This is a genomic window from Streptomyces sp. NPDC004435 (genome assembly GCF_042873895.1).
Taxonomy (GTDB): domain Bacteria; phylum Actinomycetota; class Actinomycetes; order Streptomycetales; family Streptomycetaceae; genus Streptomyces.
This window is the reverse complement of record NZ_JBIAMB010000001.1, coordinates 607,344-623,206: the sequence shown is the minus strand read 5'-3', so window position 1 is coordinate 623,206 and position 15,863 is coordinate 607,344. Positions and strand designations below refer to the sequence as shown.

Below are 15,863 nucleotides of genomic sequence, written 5' to 3'. Positions count from 1 at the left end.
GCGCGGCGGTCGGTAGCGCCTGGTCGGGGGCGGTGGGAGCGGCGCTCCCACCGCCCCCGACGCGTTCCTCCCTGACGCGTTCCTTACGATGCCCCGCATGTCCATGAAGAAGGAGCGCCCCCCGCAGGTCCGCTGGGAAGAGCGCACCCAGACCCCGCTGCTGGTGCTGGCGGTGGCCTTCGGCGTCGCGTACGCCGTGCCGATCGTCGCGCCCGGCGCCGAGCCGTGGGTGCACCGGCTGTGCCACCGGGTGGAGTGGGCGGTGTGGGGCGTCTTCGCCCTGGACTACCTCGTCCGGCTGTGCCTCGCTCCGGCCCGCTGGGCCTTCGTCCGCTCCCACCCCCTCGACCTCCTCGCGGTCCTGCTGCCGCTGGTACAGCCGCTGCGGCTGCTGCGTCTGGTCTCCACCCTCCTTCTCGTGGGCCGGCGGGCCCGGATGGCCCCGCAGATAACGCTCACCACCTATGTGGCGGGCGCGGTGGTCGGGCTGATGATGTTCGGCTCGCTCGCGGTGCTGCACGTGGAGCGGGACGCGCCGGACGGCAACATCAGGACCCTGGGCGACGCCGTCTGGTGGTCCTTCACCACGATGACGACGGTCGGCTACGGCGACCACGCGCCGACGACCGGACTCGGGCGGGTGCTCGCGGTGGGGCTGATGCTCTCGGGCATCGCCCTGCTGGGTGTGGTCACGGCCAACATCGCGGCCTGGTTCATCTCCCGCTTCGAGCGGGACGACGCGGTGGAGCGCCGTCAGACGGAGCTGCTGGAGGCCCTGACCCGGGAGGTCCGCGAGCTCCGCGCCGAGGTGGCCCGCCTCTCGGGCCCGGTGCCGCCGCAGGCCGGACGGCAGGCGGTCGCGCGGGGAGGCCTGGCGGAGGCTGCGCCGCGAGCCGTACCGGCAGCCGGATCGGAGTCCGTAATGGAGGCCGATCGGACTCCGTAGTGGAGGCCTGATCGGACTCCGTACCGGAGGCCGGATCGGACGCCGTAACAGGATCCGCGGCGGACGGGGGGACGGAGGCCGTACCGGGTGCCATGCCGGGCGGGGGTGCCGGCGCCCGGGGCGTCTAGCGCTCCCAGAGCTTGAAGGCTCTGACCTCGTAGGGCGTCTGCGGGACCCAGGTCCCCCGGCCCGGGTAGGTCTCGAACTCGCCCGCCTCCGCGCACTCCTCCGACTGGTACGTCGTCACCGGCCGTCCCGTGCGGACGGCGAGGGACTGGGCCGAGGCGCCGGCCGGGAGGGCGACGCAGCTGTCGAGGTCCGTCGTCGCCAGTTCGTACGTCCGCGGCCGGCCCCTGAAGTCGGGCTTCGGCCAGAGACAGAGCCGCCCGGGCCCGCACGTCCCGAGCGCCGTCCCGGCGGCCGGGGCCGCCGATGCGCCCGGGGCGGCCGAGGCTCCGGGCCCGGCCGAGGCCGGGAGCACGGCCAGGAGCAGGACGGCCACCCCCACGAGCACGGTCGACACCTTCACGTTCATACAGATCAACCCCCCATGTCGTCACTCTCTGTAATCACGATCATGGAGGAGGGGACCCCCCGAACGGAAGAGGGGCCGCCCCCGTTCCTTCGAACGGGTGACGGCCCCCTAGGGAAGGTCGGGGTCAGATGTGCCCGCCGCCCATGCCCGCCTGCGCGTTCTCGCCGCGCTTGGTCAGGGTGGCGACCAGGGCCGCGACCACGGCGACGACACCGGCGACGGTGAAGGCCAGGCCCATGCCCTGGAGGAAGGTGTCGTGGATGACGTCGGAGATCTTGGCGAAGAGGTCCGGGGTCATGCCGGGCGCCTCCTTCATGGCCTCCGGCGCCATGCCGAACTCGGCGGCCTCCTCCAGGCGCGGGTCGGCCGGGACGGGGATGCCGGCCTCCTTCCAGTTCTCCTCGAAGGCGCCGGCGACCTTGGAGGACATGACCGCGCCGAGCACCGCGGTGCCCAGCGCGCCGCCGACCTGCATGGCGGCCTGCTGGAGACCGCCGGCGACGCCGGAGAGCTCCAGCGGGGCGTTGCCGACGATGACCTCGGTCGCGCCGACCATGACCGGGGCGAGACCCAGGCCGAGGAGGGCGAACCAGAGGGACATGGTCAGGGTGCCCGTGTCGGCCGAGAGCGTGATCATGCCGAACATCGCGGCGGCCGTGCAGACCATGCCGCCGACGAGCGGCACCCGCGGGCCGAACTTCGTGATGAGCGCGCCGGCCAGCGGCGAGGAGACGATCATCATCGCGGTCAGCGGGAGGAGCCTCAGACCGGCGTCGATCGGGCCGAGCCCCTTCACGCCCTGGAGGTAGAAGGTCACGAAGAAGAGGCCGCCCATGAAGGCGAAGGCCATCAGGACCATCAGCACCACGCCGGCCGAGAGCGGCACGGAGCGGAACATGGCCAGCGGGATGAGCGGCTCCTTGACCTTCGTCTCCCAGACCGCGAAGACGGCGAAGAGGACGATCGAACCGAGCAGGCAGCCCCACGTGTTGCCACTGGTCCAGCCCCAGTCGGCGCCGGCCTTGATGAGGCTCCAGACCAGCAGGCCCATCGCGCCGGAGAGCAGCGCGATGCCGACCACGTCGAAGGAGCGCGGCGCGTTCTCGGCGCGGTGGTCCCTCAGGATGATCAGGCCGAGGGCGAGCGCGAGCACGCCGACCGGCACGTTGATGAAGAAGACGGACTGCCAGCTCACGTGCTCGACGAGGAAGCCGCCGAGGATCGGGCCGCCCGCCGTGGAGGCGCCGATGACCATGCCCCAGATGCCGATGGCCATGTTCAGCTTCTCGGCGGGGAAGGTGGCGCGCAGCAGGCCGAGCGCGGCCGGCATCAGCAGGGCGCCGAAGAGGCCCTGGAGCACCCGGAAGGCGATCACGAAGGCGATCGAGTCGGAGAGGCCGATGGCGGCGGAGGCGGCGGCGAAGCCCGCGATGCCTATGAGGAAGGTCTGGCGGTGGCCGAAGCGGTCGCCGAGCTTGCCGGCGGTGATCAGGGCGACGGCGAGCGCGAGCAGGTAGCCGTTGGTGATCCACTGGAGCTGGTCCAGGGTGGCGCCGAGGTCGGCCTGGATGGCGGGGTTGGCGATGGCCACGATCGTGCCGTCGAGCGCCACCATCATGACGCCGGCCGCGACGGCGAACAGGGTCAGCCAGGGGTGGCCGCGCAGGCCCTTCGCCGGGACCGGACCTGGCTCCCCGGCGCCCCCCTGGCCCTGCGGGGCCTTTTCCACGGTGGTCTGACTAGTCATGGGAACGAGGCTAGTGACAGTCACTGACAATTGACAAAGTGATTCACGCGTCGGTAACTGTCATGTAGCTCACAGGTACCCTGAGCAGGTAGAACATCCTGCGATCGACCGAAAAGAGACTCCGTGACCGTGCCCGCGCCCGGCCTGCGCGAGCGGAAGAAGCAGCGCACCCGCGACGCGCTCGTCCGGGTCGCCCTGGAGCTCTTCACCACCCAGGGGTACGAGGCGACGACCGTCGACGAGATCGTCGACGCGGTCGAGGTCTCCCAGCGGACCTTCTTCCGCTACTTCTCCTCCAAGGAGGAGGTCGCGTTCGCGGTCCAGCGGATCGTGGAGGAGGAGTTCGTCCGGGCGCTGGCGCTGCGCCCGGACGAGGAGGGCCCGTTCGACGCGATGCGCAACGCGGTGCTCGCCTCGTGGGACCGCGTGGGCGACACGATCGACCGGATCGTCCCGGTCGAGCTGTACCTGCGGACCTTCTTCATGATCGAGTCGACGCCCGCGCTGCTCGCCGCGCACCTGCGGCGCTCCAGCGAGATGGAGGAGACCATCGCCCGGCTGGTCGCCCGCCGCGAGGGGCTCGACGTGGACGCCGACCCGAGGCCCCGGATCGCGGTGGCCGCCTTCAGCGGCGTGATGCGCGTCACCGGGCAGATGTGGGGCAAGGGACCGGACCGGAGCCTTGAGGGGATCCGGGCCCTCACCGAGTGGTACCTGGACCACCTGGGCCCGGCGCTCTCGCTGCACTGGCGGGAACCGGGTTCCGGCGCCTGAACGCCTTCCACCAGGGGGATTTCGGCGGCTGGACGCCGCTCCGGCGGGCCCGGCGGGCGCGGGTCCCGGCCGGTGCCGGGGAGGGGCCGACGGGGCGGAGCCGCGGAAGGCGGTGCTCCGGCGGCCGGGACGGTTCCGTCATCTTCGCCGTCTAGGGTGTGCGCCCGTGACCTCCGTCGACGTGCCACCGTCCCTGACCGTCCTGCGCACCCTGCTCGTGCTGGGTGTGGTCCTCGTGATGCTGGCCACCACCGGATGGACCGCCCTGCGGCACCGGCCGCCCTCCGGGACCTCCATGGAGGCCGCGTTGTCCGCCTGGGGGCGGGAGCGGATCGGCGACGCACCGCCGCCCGACCCGGCCACCGCCCCGCCCCGTACCGTCGCGGACTGGTTCGACGCGCTCGGACCGGCCCGCGCCGCCGGTCTCGCCGAGCGACACCCCTTCGTCGTCGGCAACCTCGACGGGGCCCCACCGGCGCTGCGCTACCGCGCCAACCGGATCGGCCTCACCCGCGCGCTGGCGGCCGAGCGGCCCCGCCTCGACGACCCCAGGCTCTCCGCCGAGGGCCGGCACGAGGCCCGCCGACGGGTGGATCGCTTCCGCTCCCTGCTGACCCCGGGGCGCCGGATCCTCGCCTTCGACCCCACCGGCACGGGCCGGGCGGCCGAGGTGCTGGGCGATCTGGAGCGCGCGCGGCGGATATCGGTGATCGTGCCCGGGGTCGACACCCACCTCCTCACCTTCCAGAAGACGCACGGGCAGTACACCGCCCCCGTCGGCATGGCGCGGGCGCTGTACGAGGCCGAGCGGCGCACCGCGCCCGGCGCCCGGGTCGCGGTCATCGCCTGGGCCGGCTACACCGCGCCGGCCCGGGTGGGCGTGGACGCGGCGACCGGCCGGCTCGCCGCGACCGGTGCCGACCGGCTGGTCCGGCTCACCGAGGGGCTGCCGGGCAAGGCCCGGGTGGCGCTCTTCTGCCACAGCTACGGCTCCGTGCTCTGCGGGCTCGCCGCGCCCCGGCTGCCGGAGCGGGTGACCGACCTGGCGGTGGCCGGCAGCCCGGGAATGCGGGCGGAGACGGCCGCGGAGCTGAGCACTCCGGCCCGGATATGGGCCATGCGGGACGCCGGCGACTGGATCGGGGACGTGCCCCATCTGGAGTTCGGCGGGGTCGGGCACGGGGCGGATCCGGTGGCGCCGGAGTTCGGCGCACGGCTGGTCTCGGCGGCGGGCGCGGCCGGGCACAGCGGCTATTTCGAGCCGGGCACGGAAAGCCTCGGCAACTTCGCGGCGATCGGCGCCGGAGCCTTCGAACGGGTCGTCTGCGCCCCCGCCACCCCCGCGTGCCACGGCGGAATCTCCGGCGGCGGCGGCTTCTGACGCGCGTAGATCACGGAATTTCCTGATAGTTCCGAGGGGCGACGCACGGCCACGCGCCGCATACGATGAGGCGTATGGGTGATGTGCTGGCCGGAATTCATGCCACCTGGGAGCTGGAGAGCGACGCACTTGTCATCCGCTTCGAACGGGGGATCCGTACGCCGAGGCTGTTCCAGGCGCTGCGTGAGCGACGCGTGCCGTACGAGGCGCTGGCCTCGGCGGTGCTCGCGCCGGGCCGGCGCGGGACCGTCGTGCTGCACGCCGTGCCGCGACCGGGCGCCGATCCGCTGATGGAGGCGGCGGCGGGGCAGCTGAAGGAGACCTGCGACCCGTACCGGCTGGCGCTGCCCGCCGACCGGGAGGAGCTCGCCGCGCGCTGGCGCGACGAGCTGGCCGCGGTGATCCCCCCGGACCCGGCGGACCGGCTCGACAGCGGCTTCCTCGTCGCGGCGCCGCAGGGACCGCGCTCCTTCAAGGCGTACGACGGGAAGGCGACGTTCGACGGGACGTCCGAGGTGTCCTTCCGCTGGTCCTCGACGATGGCCACGTCGGAGAAGTGGAAGACGGGCGACCAGTCCTTCCGGGTCCGGGAGCTGAGCGGGGTCGAGTGGCGGACGCCCGACTCCCCCGGCGGCTTCCTGCGGCTGCTCCCCCGGGGCGGTGCGGCGCGGCCCGAGCGGCCCGACCACGATCCGGCCTCGGTCGTCTTCGGCCTCGGCTACGGTCCGGTCCACGACTCCCTCCCGTTCGCGGCGGCCGTCCTCGCGGCGATCCGCGCCAAGGACCGCACCCCCGTCCCCGCGGGGGCGCGCAGCACGGCGCACGGGGATCCCGGCGCCATTGCTGAAAGGATTCGCCACCTGAGCGAACTGCATCAGGCGGGTCTGGTGACGGACGAGGAATTCACGGCGAAGAAGACGGAACTGCTCGCCGAGCTGTAGCGGCGCCGGGCGGCGAACCGGCCGGCGGGCCGGGCAGCGGACAACCGGGCAGCGGATCGGCCGGCTGAGCGGGCGGCGGGCCGGGGGCGGACCGGCCGGCGGGCCGGGCGGCGGACCGGGCGCGGGGCGCGCGACCAAGGTCGCGCGCCGTCATACCAGGGTCTGATCCGCGATTGTCACCCCTGGTACGACGACGGGGCCGGGCCGCCGACCTAGGCTGACTCGACATGAAAGCGTTCGAGAAGCGGCCGGAGCCGCGGCGGGTCGCGGCGCGGCTCCAGAGCTGGTGGCGGGTGGCCCTCCAAGCCCTGGAGGCCACCTTCGCCGCACCCGCCGCGCCGGGCTCCGCGCCCTTCGCGGCCGCCTCGTCCTGGTGGATGCGGCTGCTGCCGTACGCGTTCGGAGTCGCGCTCGTCGCCTCCCTGCTCCCGGTCACCGTCCACCTCCTCATCAACGACTACGACGTGCCCGGCGCGCTGGCCGGAGCGCTCGCCACCGCGCAGACCGCGCCCTTGCTGCTCGCCACCACCCGGCCGCTCCAGGCCTGGTGGGTCGTGCTGCCCGCCGACATCGCCGGGGCGCTCGTCCTGATGGCCTCCGACGGACCCCGGGCCCAGCTGTGGCCGTGGACCCCGCCGGTCGTCGTCGGGTACTGCGCCCTGATGCTCGCGCTCGGGCTGCGCGAGCCGCGCCGCACCCTCATCGGCGTGTGGCTCGCCACCGGCGCGGCCGGCTATCTCCTGGAGACCGTGCGGCCCTACGGCGACACGGGCGTCAGCACGCTCCTCTTCGTTCTCAGCGGCGTGCTGCTCCTGCTCACCTCGGTGATACGGGCGCGGAGCGACGCGCAGCGAAGACTCGCCGAGCAGGAGACGATCAGCGAGGCCGAGCGGGCCCGCCGGACGCTCCTGGAGGAGCGGGCCCGGATCGCGCGCGAGCTGCACGACGTGGTCGCCCACCACATGTCGGTGATCACCGTGCAGGCGGACTCCGCCCCGTACCGGATACCGGAGCTTCCGGAGGCGGCCCGGGAGGAGTTCGCGTCGATCGCGGGCAGCGCGCGGGAGTCGCTGGCCGAGATGCGGCGGCTGCTCGCGGTGCTCCGCAGCGACGGCAGCGAGGGAGAGCGGGCGCCGCAGCCCGGCCTGGACCGGCTCCAGCAGCTGGTGGAGGCGACGGTGCGGGCGGGCGTGCCGGCCGAGCTGTCGCTCGCCACGGAGCTCGTGGACGGACGGACCGAGGTACCGCAGGCGGTGGGCCTCTCCGCGTACCGGATCGTGCAGGAGGCGCTGGCCAATGTGGTGCGGCACGCACCCGGCGCCCCGACCCGGGTGTCGGTGCGTGAGGACGGGTCCGGCCGGCTGACGGTCCTGGTGGTCAACGGCCCGGCGGCGGAGCCGGTCTCGCCCCTGGAGAGCACCGGTACCGGGCACGGTCTGGTCGGGATGCGCGAGCGCGTCCGGCTGACGGGCGGCACCCTCGACACCGGCCCCCTCCCGGACGGCGGCTTCCGCATCGCGGCCCGACTGCCGCTCGTGCCGCTCACCGCGGACGACCCGGCGGCGGCCTGACGGCGTGTCGAGTCACGTGGCGGCCGGGACTCGGCCCCCACTGGCGGGCATACGGAGCGAGGAAGGCGCTCCGGCAGCCTCGCGTCGGGCCGCGCGGCCGCGGTCGCGCGGTGCACACCCGCACCACCGACACCCAGGCCGGCCGTCGGGCCTCGCGGGCGCGGTCGCGCGGGCGCGGTCGCACGGGGCGGGGTCGCGCGGGCGGGGCCTCGCGGGCGCGGGCGCTCGGGCGGGGATCGCCTAGGGTCGGGCGTTCAGGGGAACGAACGACGAGCAAGGATGCCGTGTGACCATTCGGGTGATCATCGTGGACGACCAGGCGATGGTGCGGGCGGGGTTCGCCGCGTTGCTGGCCGCGCAGAGCGACATCGACGTGGTCGGTGAGGCGGCGGACGGACGGCAGGGCGTCGAGGTGGCGCGGGCCGTCCACCCCGACGTCGTGCTGATGGACGTGCGGATGCCGGAGCTGGACGGGCTCGCGGCGGCCCGGGAGATCCTGCACCCGCCGGCCGGGGCGACCCACCGGCCCAAGGTGCTGATGCTGACCACCTTCGACGTCGACGACTACGTGTACGAAGCGCTGCGGGCCGGGGCCTCCGGGTTCCTGCTCAAGGACGCCCCGCCGGCCGACCTGATCGCCGCCGTGCGGATCGTGGCGGCGGGCGACGCGCTGCTCGCGCCGTCCGTGACCCGCCGGCTCATCGCTGACTTCGCCGCCAGTCGCCCCGCCGCCCGCAAGGACGTGACGGCGCTCCGGCTCAACGGTCTGACACCACGTGAGACCGAGGTGCTGGAGCTGATCGCCCGGGGCCTGTCCAACCAGGAGATCGCGGAGCGGCTCGTGCTCGCCGAACAGACCGTGAAGACCCACATCGGGCGGGTGCTCGCCAAGCTCGACCTGCGCGATCGCGCCCAAGCGGTGGTCTTCGCCTACGAGTCGGGCCTGGTGACCCCCGGGGGCTAGCCCCACCACCGGCCGGGGGCGGGCGCCTCGTCCACCCCCTACCCCGGTATGGCACGGGAGTTGGCTCCCCGGTGTGACGTGCCGTCACCCACCGTCTTCCTACCTTCCTCTCGCCGACAACGAGTCGCCGACAGCGCGTCGCCGACAGCGAGAGAGGGAGGGCGGACATGCGCCGCATCACGAGGACCCTGGTGACCGCCGCCATGGTGGCGGCGGTCGTCGCGGGGACGGCGGGCTGGGCGTCCGGGACCGCGCAGGAGCCGGTGACCGGGCCGCCGGCCGGGACCGCCGAGTGGCGGGCGGCGGGTCTGCCCGACCCCGAGCTGATGGACCCGGCCGCGGTCGCCCGCTTCTTCGCCGGGCTCGGCCCCCAGGAGCGGCGACGGCTCGTGCGGGCGCACCCGACGGTGGTCGGGAATCTGGACGGGGCCCCGCTCGACCTCCGGTACGCGGCCAACGCCCGCACCTCGCACGAGACGTACCCGGGAGCCCGGGTCCTGGCGCACGACGCCCGGGGCCGGGGGCAGACGGTACTGGTCTACGGGGACCTGGCGAAGGCCGAGCGGATCGCGGTGCTGGTGCCGGGCTCCGACGTCGACGCCGGGCGGATGGACTCCCTCACCCGGAAGGCCACCGCCCTGCGGACGGCGACCGGCGGACGTACGGCCGTGGTCGCCTGGGCCGGCTACACCACCCCGCTCGGCGTCGGCCTCGACGCCGCCTCGGGCGAGCTGGCGGAAGCCGGTGCCGAGCGGCTGGCCCGCTTCGCCGACGGGCTGCGGGCCGCCGGGGTGCGCCCCGAGCCGTCCGTGTTCTGCCACAGCTACGGCTCCGTGGTCTGCGGGATCGCCGCGCACCGGCTGAAGGCCAAGGACCTGGTGGTGTTCGGCTCCCCCGGCATGCGGGCGGAGAACGTGGCCGGGCTGCGGACCACGGCCCGGGTGTGGGCGGCGAAGGACCCGACGGACTGGATCGACCGGGTGCCGAACGTGGCCGTCGCCGGCTACGGCCACGACACCGACCCCACGACGCCCGAGTTCGGCGCCAGGGTCGTGCCCGCGCGGGACGCGAAGGGCCACGACGGCTACTTCGCGCCCGGCACCTCCTCGCTGCGCGCCTTCGCCGCGATCGCCGAGGGGGACGTCCGATGAAGACGCTCGTCCGGAAGATCGAGGCCGGCACCCCCGCCCACCGCGACCGTGCCGTCGACGGCCTGCGGGCCCTGGCGCTGCTCGCCGTGCCCACCGGCCACTGGCTGCTCGGCGGCTTCACCCTCTCCGGCGACGGCGCGATCCACAACGCCTCGCCGCTCGCGACCTTCGGCGCCCTCGCCCCGGCCAGCTGGATCCTCCAGATGCTGGGGATCTTCTTCCTGGTCGGCGGCTACGCCTCCGTCCTGTCCTACCGCCGGTGGACCGGCACCGACCGGGCCTGGCTCGGCGGGCGGCTCGCCCGGCTCGGCCGGCCGGTGCTCGGGGTGACCGCCGTGTGGGCGGTGCTGCTGCCGCTGCTCCACCACGGCCTCGGTGTCCCGGTGGACACCCTGCGGACGGCGTCGACGCTGGTGATCCAGCCGCTGTGGTTCGTCGGGGTGTACACCGTGGTGACGGCGCTGACCCCGCTCTGCGTGTGGGCCGCGCGCCGGCTCGGGGTGTGGGCCGCCGCCCCGCTGCTCGCTTCGGTCGCCGTCGTGGACTTCCTGCGGTACGGCCCGTACGCGGACGCCGTGCCGTCCTGGCTGAGCCTGCTGAACATCCTGCCGGGCTGGCTCTTCGCGTACCAGCTCGGCGTCTCCTGGGGCGAGGGCCGGGTGAACCGCCGGCACGCCTGGGCCCTGCTGCTCGGCGGTGCGGCGCTCTTCGCCGCGCTGCTGCTCGCCTTCGGCTACCCGGCGTCGATGGTCGGCGTCCCCGGTGAGGCCCGCACCAACTCTCATCCGCCGTCGCTGCTGGTCCTGGCGCTCGCCGCCACCCAGAGCGGGGCCGCGATCCTGCTGCGGGACCGGCTCGGGCGGCTGCTGCGGCGGCCCGCGCTGTGGGCGCCGGTCGTCGTGATCAACCTGTCGGCCATGACGATCCTGTGCTGGCACCAGACCGCGATGCTCGCGGCGGCGGTGCCCGCCTCGTACCTGGGCGAGGTGCCCGGTCTCGTCGGGGCGCCGGACTCGGTCGGCTGGATCCTGGCCCGGCTGGCCTGGATGCCGGTCTTCGCCGGACTGCTGGTCCTCATCGGGCGGTACGCGCGCGGCTTCGAGTCGCCGTGGGCGCGCACCGGCCCGGCCCGCCGCACGCTCGCGGGACTGCTCGCGGCGGGCTTCGCCGCCTTCGCCCTGGGCCTCGCGTGAGCCCCCGCCCCAGGCCTCGCGTGAGCCCCTCCGCAGAGCCTCGCGTGAGCCCCCGCCCAGCGCCTCGCGTGCGTTCGACCGCCCGTGCCCCGGGCCTCGCGTGCGGAGTCCCGGGGGTGGGGCGGTCAGAGCTCGCGGGCGGCCGAGGTGAGGCTCATGTCCGGGTAGCGGTCGCCCGCCACCAGGCCGGCGAGGGGTTCGAGGGCGGCGAGCTCGGCCCCGGTCAGGGTGATGCGGGTGGCGGCGGCGTTCTCCTCCAGACGGGACCGCTTGCGGGTGCCGGGGATGGGGACGACGGTCAGCCCGTGGACGGCGCCGCGCTGCTGCACCCAGGCGAGGGCGATCTGCGCGGGCGTCGCCCCGTGCGCGGCGGCGACGGCGCGGACCGGGTCGAGGAGGGCCGCGTTCCGCTCGGCGTTCTCGCCGGTGAAGCGGGGCTGGTGGCGGCGGAAGTCGTCGTCCGGCAGCTCCTTGCCGGCGTCCGCGAAGGCACCGGTGAGGAAGCCGCGCCCGAGCGGCGAGTACGGGACGAAGGTGACGCCCAGCTCGGCGGCGGCCGCCACGGCGGAGCGCTCGACGTCCCGGGAGAAGAGGGACCACTCCGACTGGAGGGCGGCGATCGGGTGGACGGCGAACGCCTCCCGCAGCTCGGGGCCGGTGACCTCGCTCAGACCGAGGTGGCGCACCTTGCCCTCGGCGACGAGTTCGGCCATCGCGCCGACGGACTCGGCGAACGGCACGGACGGGTCGCGCCGGTGCATGTAGTAGAGGTCGATGGTGTCGACGCCGAGGCGGCGCAGACTGCCCTCGACGGCCTGCCGGATGTAGCCGCGGTCGTTGCGGACGCCCCGGTAGGCGGCCCGGGCGGGGTCGCGCTCGATGGCGAACTTGGTGGCGAGGACGAGCTCGTCGCGGTGGGCGGCGACGAAGGGGGCGAGGAACTCCTCGTTGGTCCCGCTGCCGTAGATGTCGGCGGTGTCGAACAGGGTGACGCCGGCCTCCAGGGCCGCGTCGAGGGTGTCCCGGGCGGCGGTCTCGTCGGTGGAGCCGTAGAACTCGCTGATCCCCATGGCGCCGAAGCCCTGGACGCCGATCTCGGGGCCGTCCCGGCCGGGGCCGAGGCGTACGGTGTCGATCTTGTCGGTCATGACGGGGTGCCTCCGCAGACGGTGCCGTAGTGGTCGATCTTGAGGTCGAGGACGGCGAGCGTGTCCTGGAGCTCGGCGATCCGGGACAGGACGTCCCTGCGGGTCTCCTCCAGGAGGGCGCGCCGCGCCCCGTGGGTGTGGGCGCCCTCGCGCACCAGCTCCGCGTACCGCACCATGTCCGCCACCGGCATCCCGGTCAGCCGGAGCTTGCCGACGAACTCCAGCCAGCCGAGGTCCCGTTCGGAGAACCGGCGCTGTCCGGTGTGCGTCCGGTCGACGTGCGGCATCAGGCCGATCCGCTCGTACCAGCGCAGCGTGTGCGCGGTGAGCCCGGTCAGGGCGGCGACCTCGCTGATCGTGTAGCGGTCCTTGGTCCTGGGCCCGGTCGTGCTCTCGACGCTCTCGATCACGCTCATGCCTCCACGCTAAAACGTTGGAGTGCACTCCAAGCAAGTAGGCTCGGCCCCATGGAGAGCAGCAGCGTGCCCGGCCTGGCGGCGATCGAGAACTGGCCCGTCCCCACCGCGGCGGCGGCCGTGGTCCGTGCGGACGGCACGGTGGCCGGGAGCCACGGGCCGACCGGGCACCGGTTCCCGCTCGCCTCGGTGACGAAGCCGCTGGCGGCGTACGCGGTGCTCGTCGCGTACGAGGAGGGCGCGATCGACCTCGACGAGCCGGCCGGGCCCGAGGGGGCGACGGTGCGGCACCTGCTCGCCCACACCTCGGGGCTCGCCTTCGACGAGAACCGGGTCCAGGCCGCGCCGGGCACCCGGCGGATCTACTCCAACACCGGTTTCGAGGTCCTGGGCGACCTGATCGCCAAGGCGACCGACATCTCCTTCGCCGACTACCTGCACCAGGCGGTCCTGGAGCCGCTGGGCATGACGAGCACGTCGCTCGACGGCTCCCCCGCCAAGGACGCGGTCTCGACCGTGGACGACCTGGTGCGGTTCGCGGCCGAGGTGCAGGCGCCCCGGCTGCTCGACGCCCGCACGGTGCTGGACGCGATGACGGTCACGTACCCCGGGCTCACCGGCATCCTGCCCGGGTACGGGCACCAGCGGCCGAACGACTGGGGGCTCGGCTTCGAGATCCGGGGCGCCAAGAGCCCGCACTGGACCGGCACCACGTCCTCGCCGCGCACCTTCGGCCACTTCGGCCAGTCCGGCACCTTCCTGTGGATCGACCCGGACGCGCGGGCCGCCTGTGTGGCGCTCACGGACCGGGCCTTCGGGCCGTGGGCGATCGAGGCGTGGACGCCGTTCACGGACGCGGTCCTCGCGGACCTGCGCCGCTGAGGTCAGGATCCCGCGGCTTCGCAGGTCGTGGCCGGGAGGGCGCCGTCCGGGCCCTCGACGGTGATCGCCGCCGTGCCGGACCGGTCCACGGCGTGGGCCGCCGTGCACACCAGCTGGGCGAGCGCGCGCTCCGACAGCTCGTGGGTGAGGAAGGGCGTCCGGAGCCGGACCTCGCCCGTCCCCTCCGACACGACCCTGATCAGCTCCTGGGTCTCGGGAAGATCCGTGGTGAGGCCCGCTTCCCGGTCGGCGCCGCCGGGGCCCGCGAGCAGGGCGGCGAGCACCTTCACGGTGGCGACGTCGGGGACGTCCGCCTGCCCGACGGCCGTCTCGAAGCCTGAGCCGTCGACGTGGTCCGGGAGCTCCTCCCGCTCGCCTCCGGGCAGGGTCCGCTCGGGGAGGGGGACGAAGGTGGTGCCGACCTCCCGGGCGACCGGCATCAGCTCGCCGTCGGGGCCGAGGTAGTAGAGCAGCATCCGGCTCTCGGGGACGGGCTGCACCACGACGACGGGCGCCTCGCCCGCCTCCACCACGTCGCTGCCCTGGATGCCGCAGCCGGCGAGCAGCGGCAGGGCGGCGGCCAGCAGCGCGGCCGGCGCGAGCAGCGGCGGGCAGCGCCTCACAGCGGGATCCTGACCGTGAACACGGCGCCTCCCGCCGGGTGGTTGCCGGCCCGCACGGTGCCGCCGTGCAGCCGTACGTTCTCCTGGGTGATCGCCAGGCCGAGGCCGCTGCCGGCCGAGCGGGTACGGGCCTGGTCGGCCTTGTAGAAGCGCTCGAAGACGTGTGGCAGGACGTCCGGGTGGATGCCGGGGCCGCGGTCGGAGACCTGGACGACGAGCGTGCCGCCGGAGTCGGCGGGGGCCTCGGCGGCGCCGTCGTGGTCCACGTACACCCGGACCGTGACCAGCGCCCGCCCGTGCCGCAGGGCGTTGCCGACGAGGTTGGCGACGACGACGTCGAAGCGGCGGGGGTCGAGGCGGGCCCGGATGCCCTCGCCGAGGGCCGCGTGGACCTGCTCCGGGTCGGTCCAGTGCCGGCTGCTGAGGGTCTTGCGGACGCAGTCGGCGACGTCGACCTCGTCGGTGTGGAGTTCGGCGGCGCGGGCGTCGAAGCGGGAGATCTCCATCAGGTCCTCGACGAGCACGGCGAGCTTGACGGTCTCGGCGCTGATCAGCCGGACCGCGCGGGCGGTGTCGCTGTCCAGGGTGCCGGCGTCCTCGTCGAGCACCTCGGTGACGGCGAGCATCCCGGCGAGCGGGGTGCGCAGTTCGTGCGAGACGTCGGAGGCGAAGCGGCGGGCGCGGGCCTCGGCGCTGCGCAGCTCGGTGACGGAGCGTTCCAGCTCGGCGGCGGACTCGTTGAAGGTGCGGGCCAGGTCGGCGAGTTCGTCGCTGCCCTTGGCGTGGATGCGGGTGTCGAGCCGGCCCCGGCCCATGCTCCGGGCGGCGTGGCGGAGCTCGCGGACCGGGCGCAGGACGCTGCGGGCGGCGATCAGCGCGGGTATCAGGGCGATGGCGAGGGCGGGCAGGGCGCCGTCGCGGGCCGCCGTGACCATCGCCTCGATGTTGGCCTCCTCCTCGTCCAGTTCCATCACGGCGTAGACGACGAGGCCGGTGGGCTGGGCGGTTCCGTTCTTCTCGGGGAGGAAGACCGCGGGGACGGCCATCGTCAGATAGGGGGTGCCGGCCTTCACCACGCGCTGGAAGGAGGTGTGCGGGGTGCCCTCGCGGGCGTGGGCGCGGGCCCTGAGCTCCGGGGTGAGGACGGAGGAGGTGGGGCGGTCGGTGGAGGAGACGCGGAGGGTGCCGTACTCGGCGTAGACCCGCCAGGGGCGGGGCTTGCCCAGGCGGGCGATGTACAGGAGGCGCTCGCGCAGCGACGCCTCGTCGAGGGGCAGGGAGACGTTGAGCTCGTCGACCTGCTCGCGGAAGGCGGAGACGGCGGTGTTCTGGGTCTGTTCCAGGACGGCGCTGCGGGCGGCCCGGTAGGTGAGGGCCGCCGTGGTGCCGCAGCCGACGGCCGCGACGAGGAGGAAGGCGAAGATCATGCGGGTGCGCAGGCCGAAGGGACGGGGGCGGCGGCCCCGGAACCGGCTGCGCCGGGTCGCGCCGTCCTCCGGAACGGACGTGGCGTCCCGGTGCGCGTCCGCGGTCCCCTCCCCGCGCTCCGCCGGGTCCGTGGCGGCCTCCTCGAGGGGGCGCACGCATGCCT

Annotated in this window: 15 protein-coding genes; 9 read left to right on the top strand and 6 right to left on the bottom strand. The window is 74.3% G+C overall.

Annotated features, from left to right (window positions below):
- Nucleotides 1–97 precede the first annotated feature (97 nt).
- A complete protein-coding gene (locus ACFYT9_RS02705) occupies nucleotides 98–946 on the top strand; it encodes a potassium channel family protein (protein ID WP_389160490.1) in 849 nt (282 codons plus the stop codon).
- Between the two features lie 124 nt (nucleotides 947–1,070).
- On the opposite strand, the gene ACFYT9_RS02700 is transcribed toward ACFYT9_RS02705, so the two are convergent.
- Nucleotides 1,071–1,481, bottom strand: a complete 411-nt coding sequence (locus ACFYT9_RS02700; RefSeq protein ID WP_389160489.1) for a peptidase inhibitor family I36 protein — start codon at nucleotides 1,479–1,481, stop codon at nucleotides 1,071–1,073.
- Between the two features lie 124 nt (nucleotides 1,482–1,605).
- Nucleotides 1,606–3,228 carry an MFS transporter gene (locus ACFYT9_RS02695; protein WP_387276289.1) on the bottom strand — a complete coding sequence of 541 codons (1,623 nt, stop codon included), beginning with the start codon at nucleotides 3,226–3,228 and terminating at the stop codon, nucleotides 1,606–1,608.
- 129 nt (nucleotides 3,229–3,357) lie between these two features.
- Between ACFYT9_RS02695 and ACFYT9_RS02690 the strand changes: the two genes are divergently transcribed.
- From ACFYT9_RS02690 to ACFYT9_RS02660, 7 genes are all read left to right on the top strand, one after another.
- Entirely contained in the window at nucleotides 3,358–4,002 is a 645-nt protein-coding gene (locus tag ACFYT9_RS02690; RefSeq protein ID WP_389160621.1) for a TetR/AcrR family transcriptional regulator, read from the top strand.
- 166 nt (nucleotides 4,003–4,168) lie between these two features.
- A complete protein-coding gene (locus ACFYT9_RS02685) occupies nucleotides 4,169–5,383 on the top strand; it encodes an alpha/beta hydrolase (RefSeq protein ID WP_389160487.1) in 1,215 nt (404 codons plus the stop codon).
- Between the two features lie 74 nt (nucleotides 5,384–5,457).
- Entirely contained in the window at nucleotides 5,458–6,324 is an 867-nt protein-coding gene (locus ACFYT9_RS02680; RefSeq protein ID WP_387276293.1) for a DUF4429 domain-containing protein, read from the top strand.
- A 227-nt stretch (nucleotides 6,325–6,551) separates the two neighbouring features.
- The gene (locus ACFYT9_RS02675; protein WP_389160485.1) at nucleotides 6,552–7,895 is read left to right on the top strand and encodes a sensor histidine kinase; all 1,344 of its coding nucleotides are present in this window, start codon (nucleotides 6,552–6,554) and stop codon (nucleotides 7,893–7,895) included.
- 286 nt (nucleotides 7,896–8,181) lie between these two features.
- Nucleotides 8,182–8,859, top strand: coding sequence for a response regulator (locus ACFYT9_RS02670; RefSeq protein ID WP_389160483.1), 678 nt, complete (start codon nucleotides 8,182–8,184; stop codon nucleotides 8,857–8,859).
- Nucleotides 8,860–9,026: 167 nt separating this feature from the next.
- Nucleotides 9,027–10,010 carry an alpha/beta hydrolase gene (locus tag ACFYT9_RS02665; protein ID WP_389160482.1) on the top strand — a complete coding sequence of 328 codons (984 nt, stop codon included), beginning with the start codon at nucleotides 9,027–9,029 and terminating at the stop codon, nucleotides 10,008–10,010.
- Nucleotides 10,007–11,203, top strand: a complete 1,197-nt coding sequence (locus ACFYT9_RS02660) for an acyltransferase (protein ID WP_389160480.1) — start codon at nucleotides 10,007–10,009, stop codon at nucleotides 11,201–11,203. The genes ACFYT9_RS02665 and ACFYT9_RS02660 overlap by 4 nt, the downstream gene beginning before the upstream one ends.
- A 125-nt stretch (nucleotides 11,204–11,328) precedes the next feature.
- Here ACFYT9_RS02660 and ACFYT9_RS02655 read toward each other — a convergent pair whose 3' ends face one another.
- Nucleotides 11,329–12,351 (bottom strand): aldo/keto reductase, encoded by a 1,023-nt coding sequence (locus tag ACFYT9_RS02655; protein ID WP_389160479.1) that lies wholly within the window; start codon nucleotides 12,349–12,351, stop codon nucleotides 11,329–11,331.
- Nucleotides 12,348–12,767 carry a MerR family transcriptional regulator gene (locus ACFYT9_RS02650; RefSeq protein ID WP_376601951.1) on the bottom strand — a complete coding sequence of 140 codons (420 nt, stop codon included), beginning with the start codon at nucleotides 12,765–12,767 and terminating at the stop codon, nucleotides 12,348–12,350. Before ACFYT9_RS02650 ends, ACFYT9_RS02655 begins: the two co-directional genes overlap by 4 nt.
- 51 nt (nucleotides 12,768–12,818) lie before the next feature.
- On the opposite strand from ACFYT9_RS02650, the gene ACFYT9_RS02645 reads away from it, so the two are divergent.
- Nucleotides 12,819–13,649, top strand: a complete 831-nt coding sequence (locus ACFYT9_RS02645; RefSeq protein WP_376601949.1) for a serine hydrolase domain-containing protein — start codon at nucleotides 12,819–12,821, stop codon at nucleotides 13,647–13,649.
- Between the two features lie 2 nt (nucleotides 13,650–13,651).
- Here ACFYT9_RS02645 and ACFYT9_RS02640 read toward each other — a convergent pair whose 3' ends face one another.
- Complete coding sequence (locus ACFYT9_RS02640; protein WP_389160477.1) at nucleotides 13,652–14,272, bottom strand: hypothetical protein; 621 nt, start codon at nucleotides 14,270–14,272, stop codon at nucleotides 13,652–13,654.
- Nucleotides 14,269–15,855 (bottom strand): sensor histidine kinase, encoded by a 1,587-nt coding sequence (locus tag ACFYT9_RS02635; protein ID WP_389160475.1) that lies wholly within the window; start codon nucleotides 15,853–15,855, stop codon nucleotides 14,269–14,271. Before ACFYT9_RS02635 ends, ACFYT9_RS02640 begins: the two co-directional genes overlap by 4 nt.
- Nucleotides 15,856–15,863: the final 8 nt, after the last annotated feature.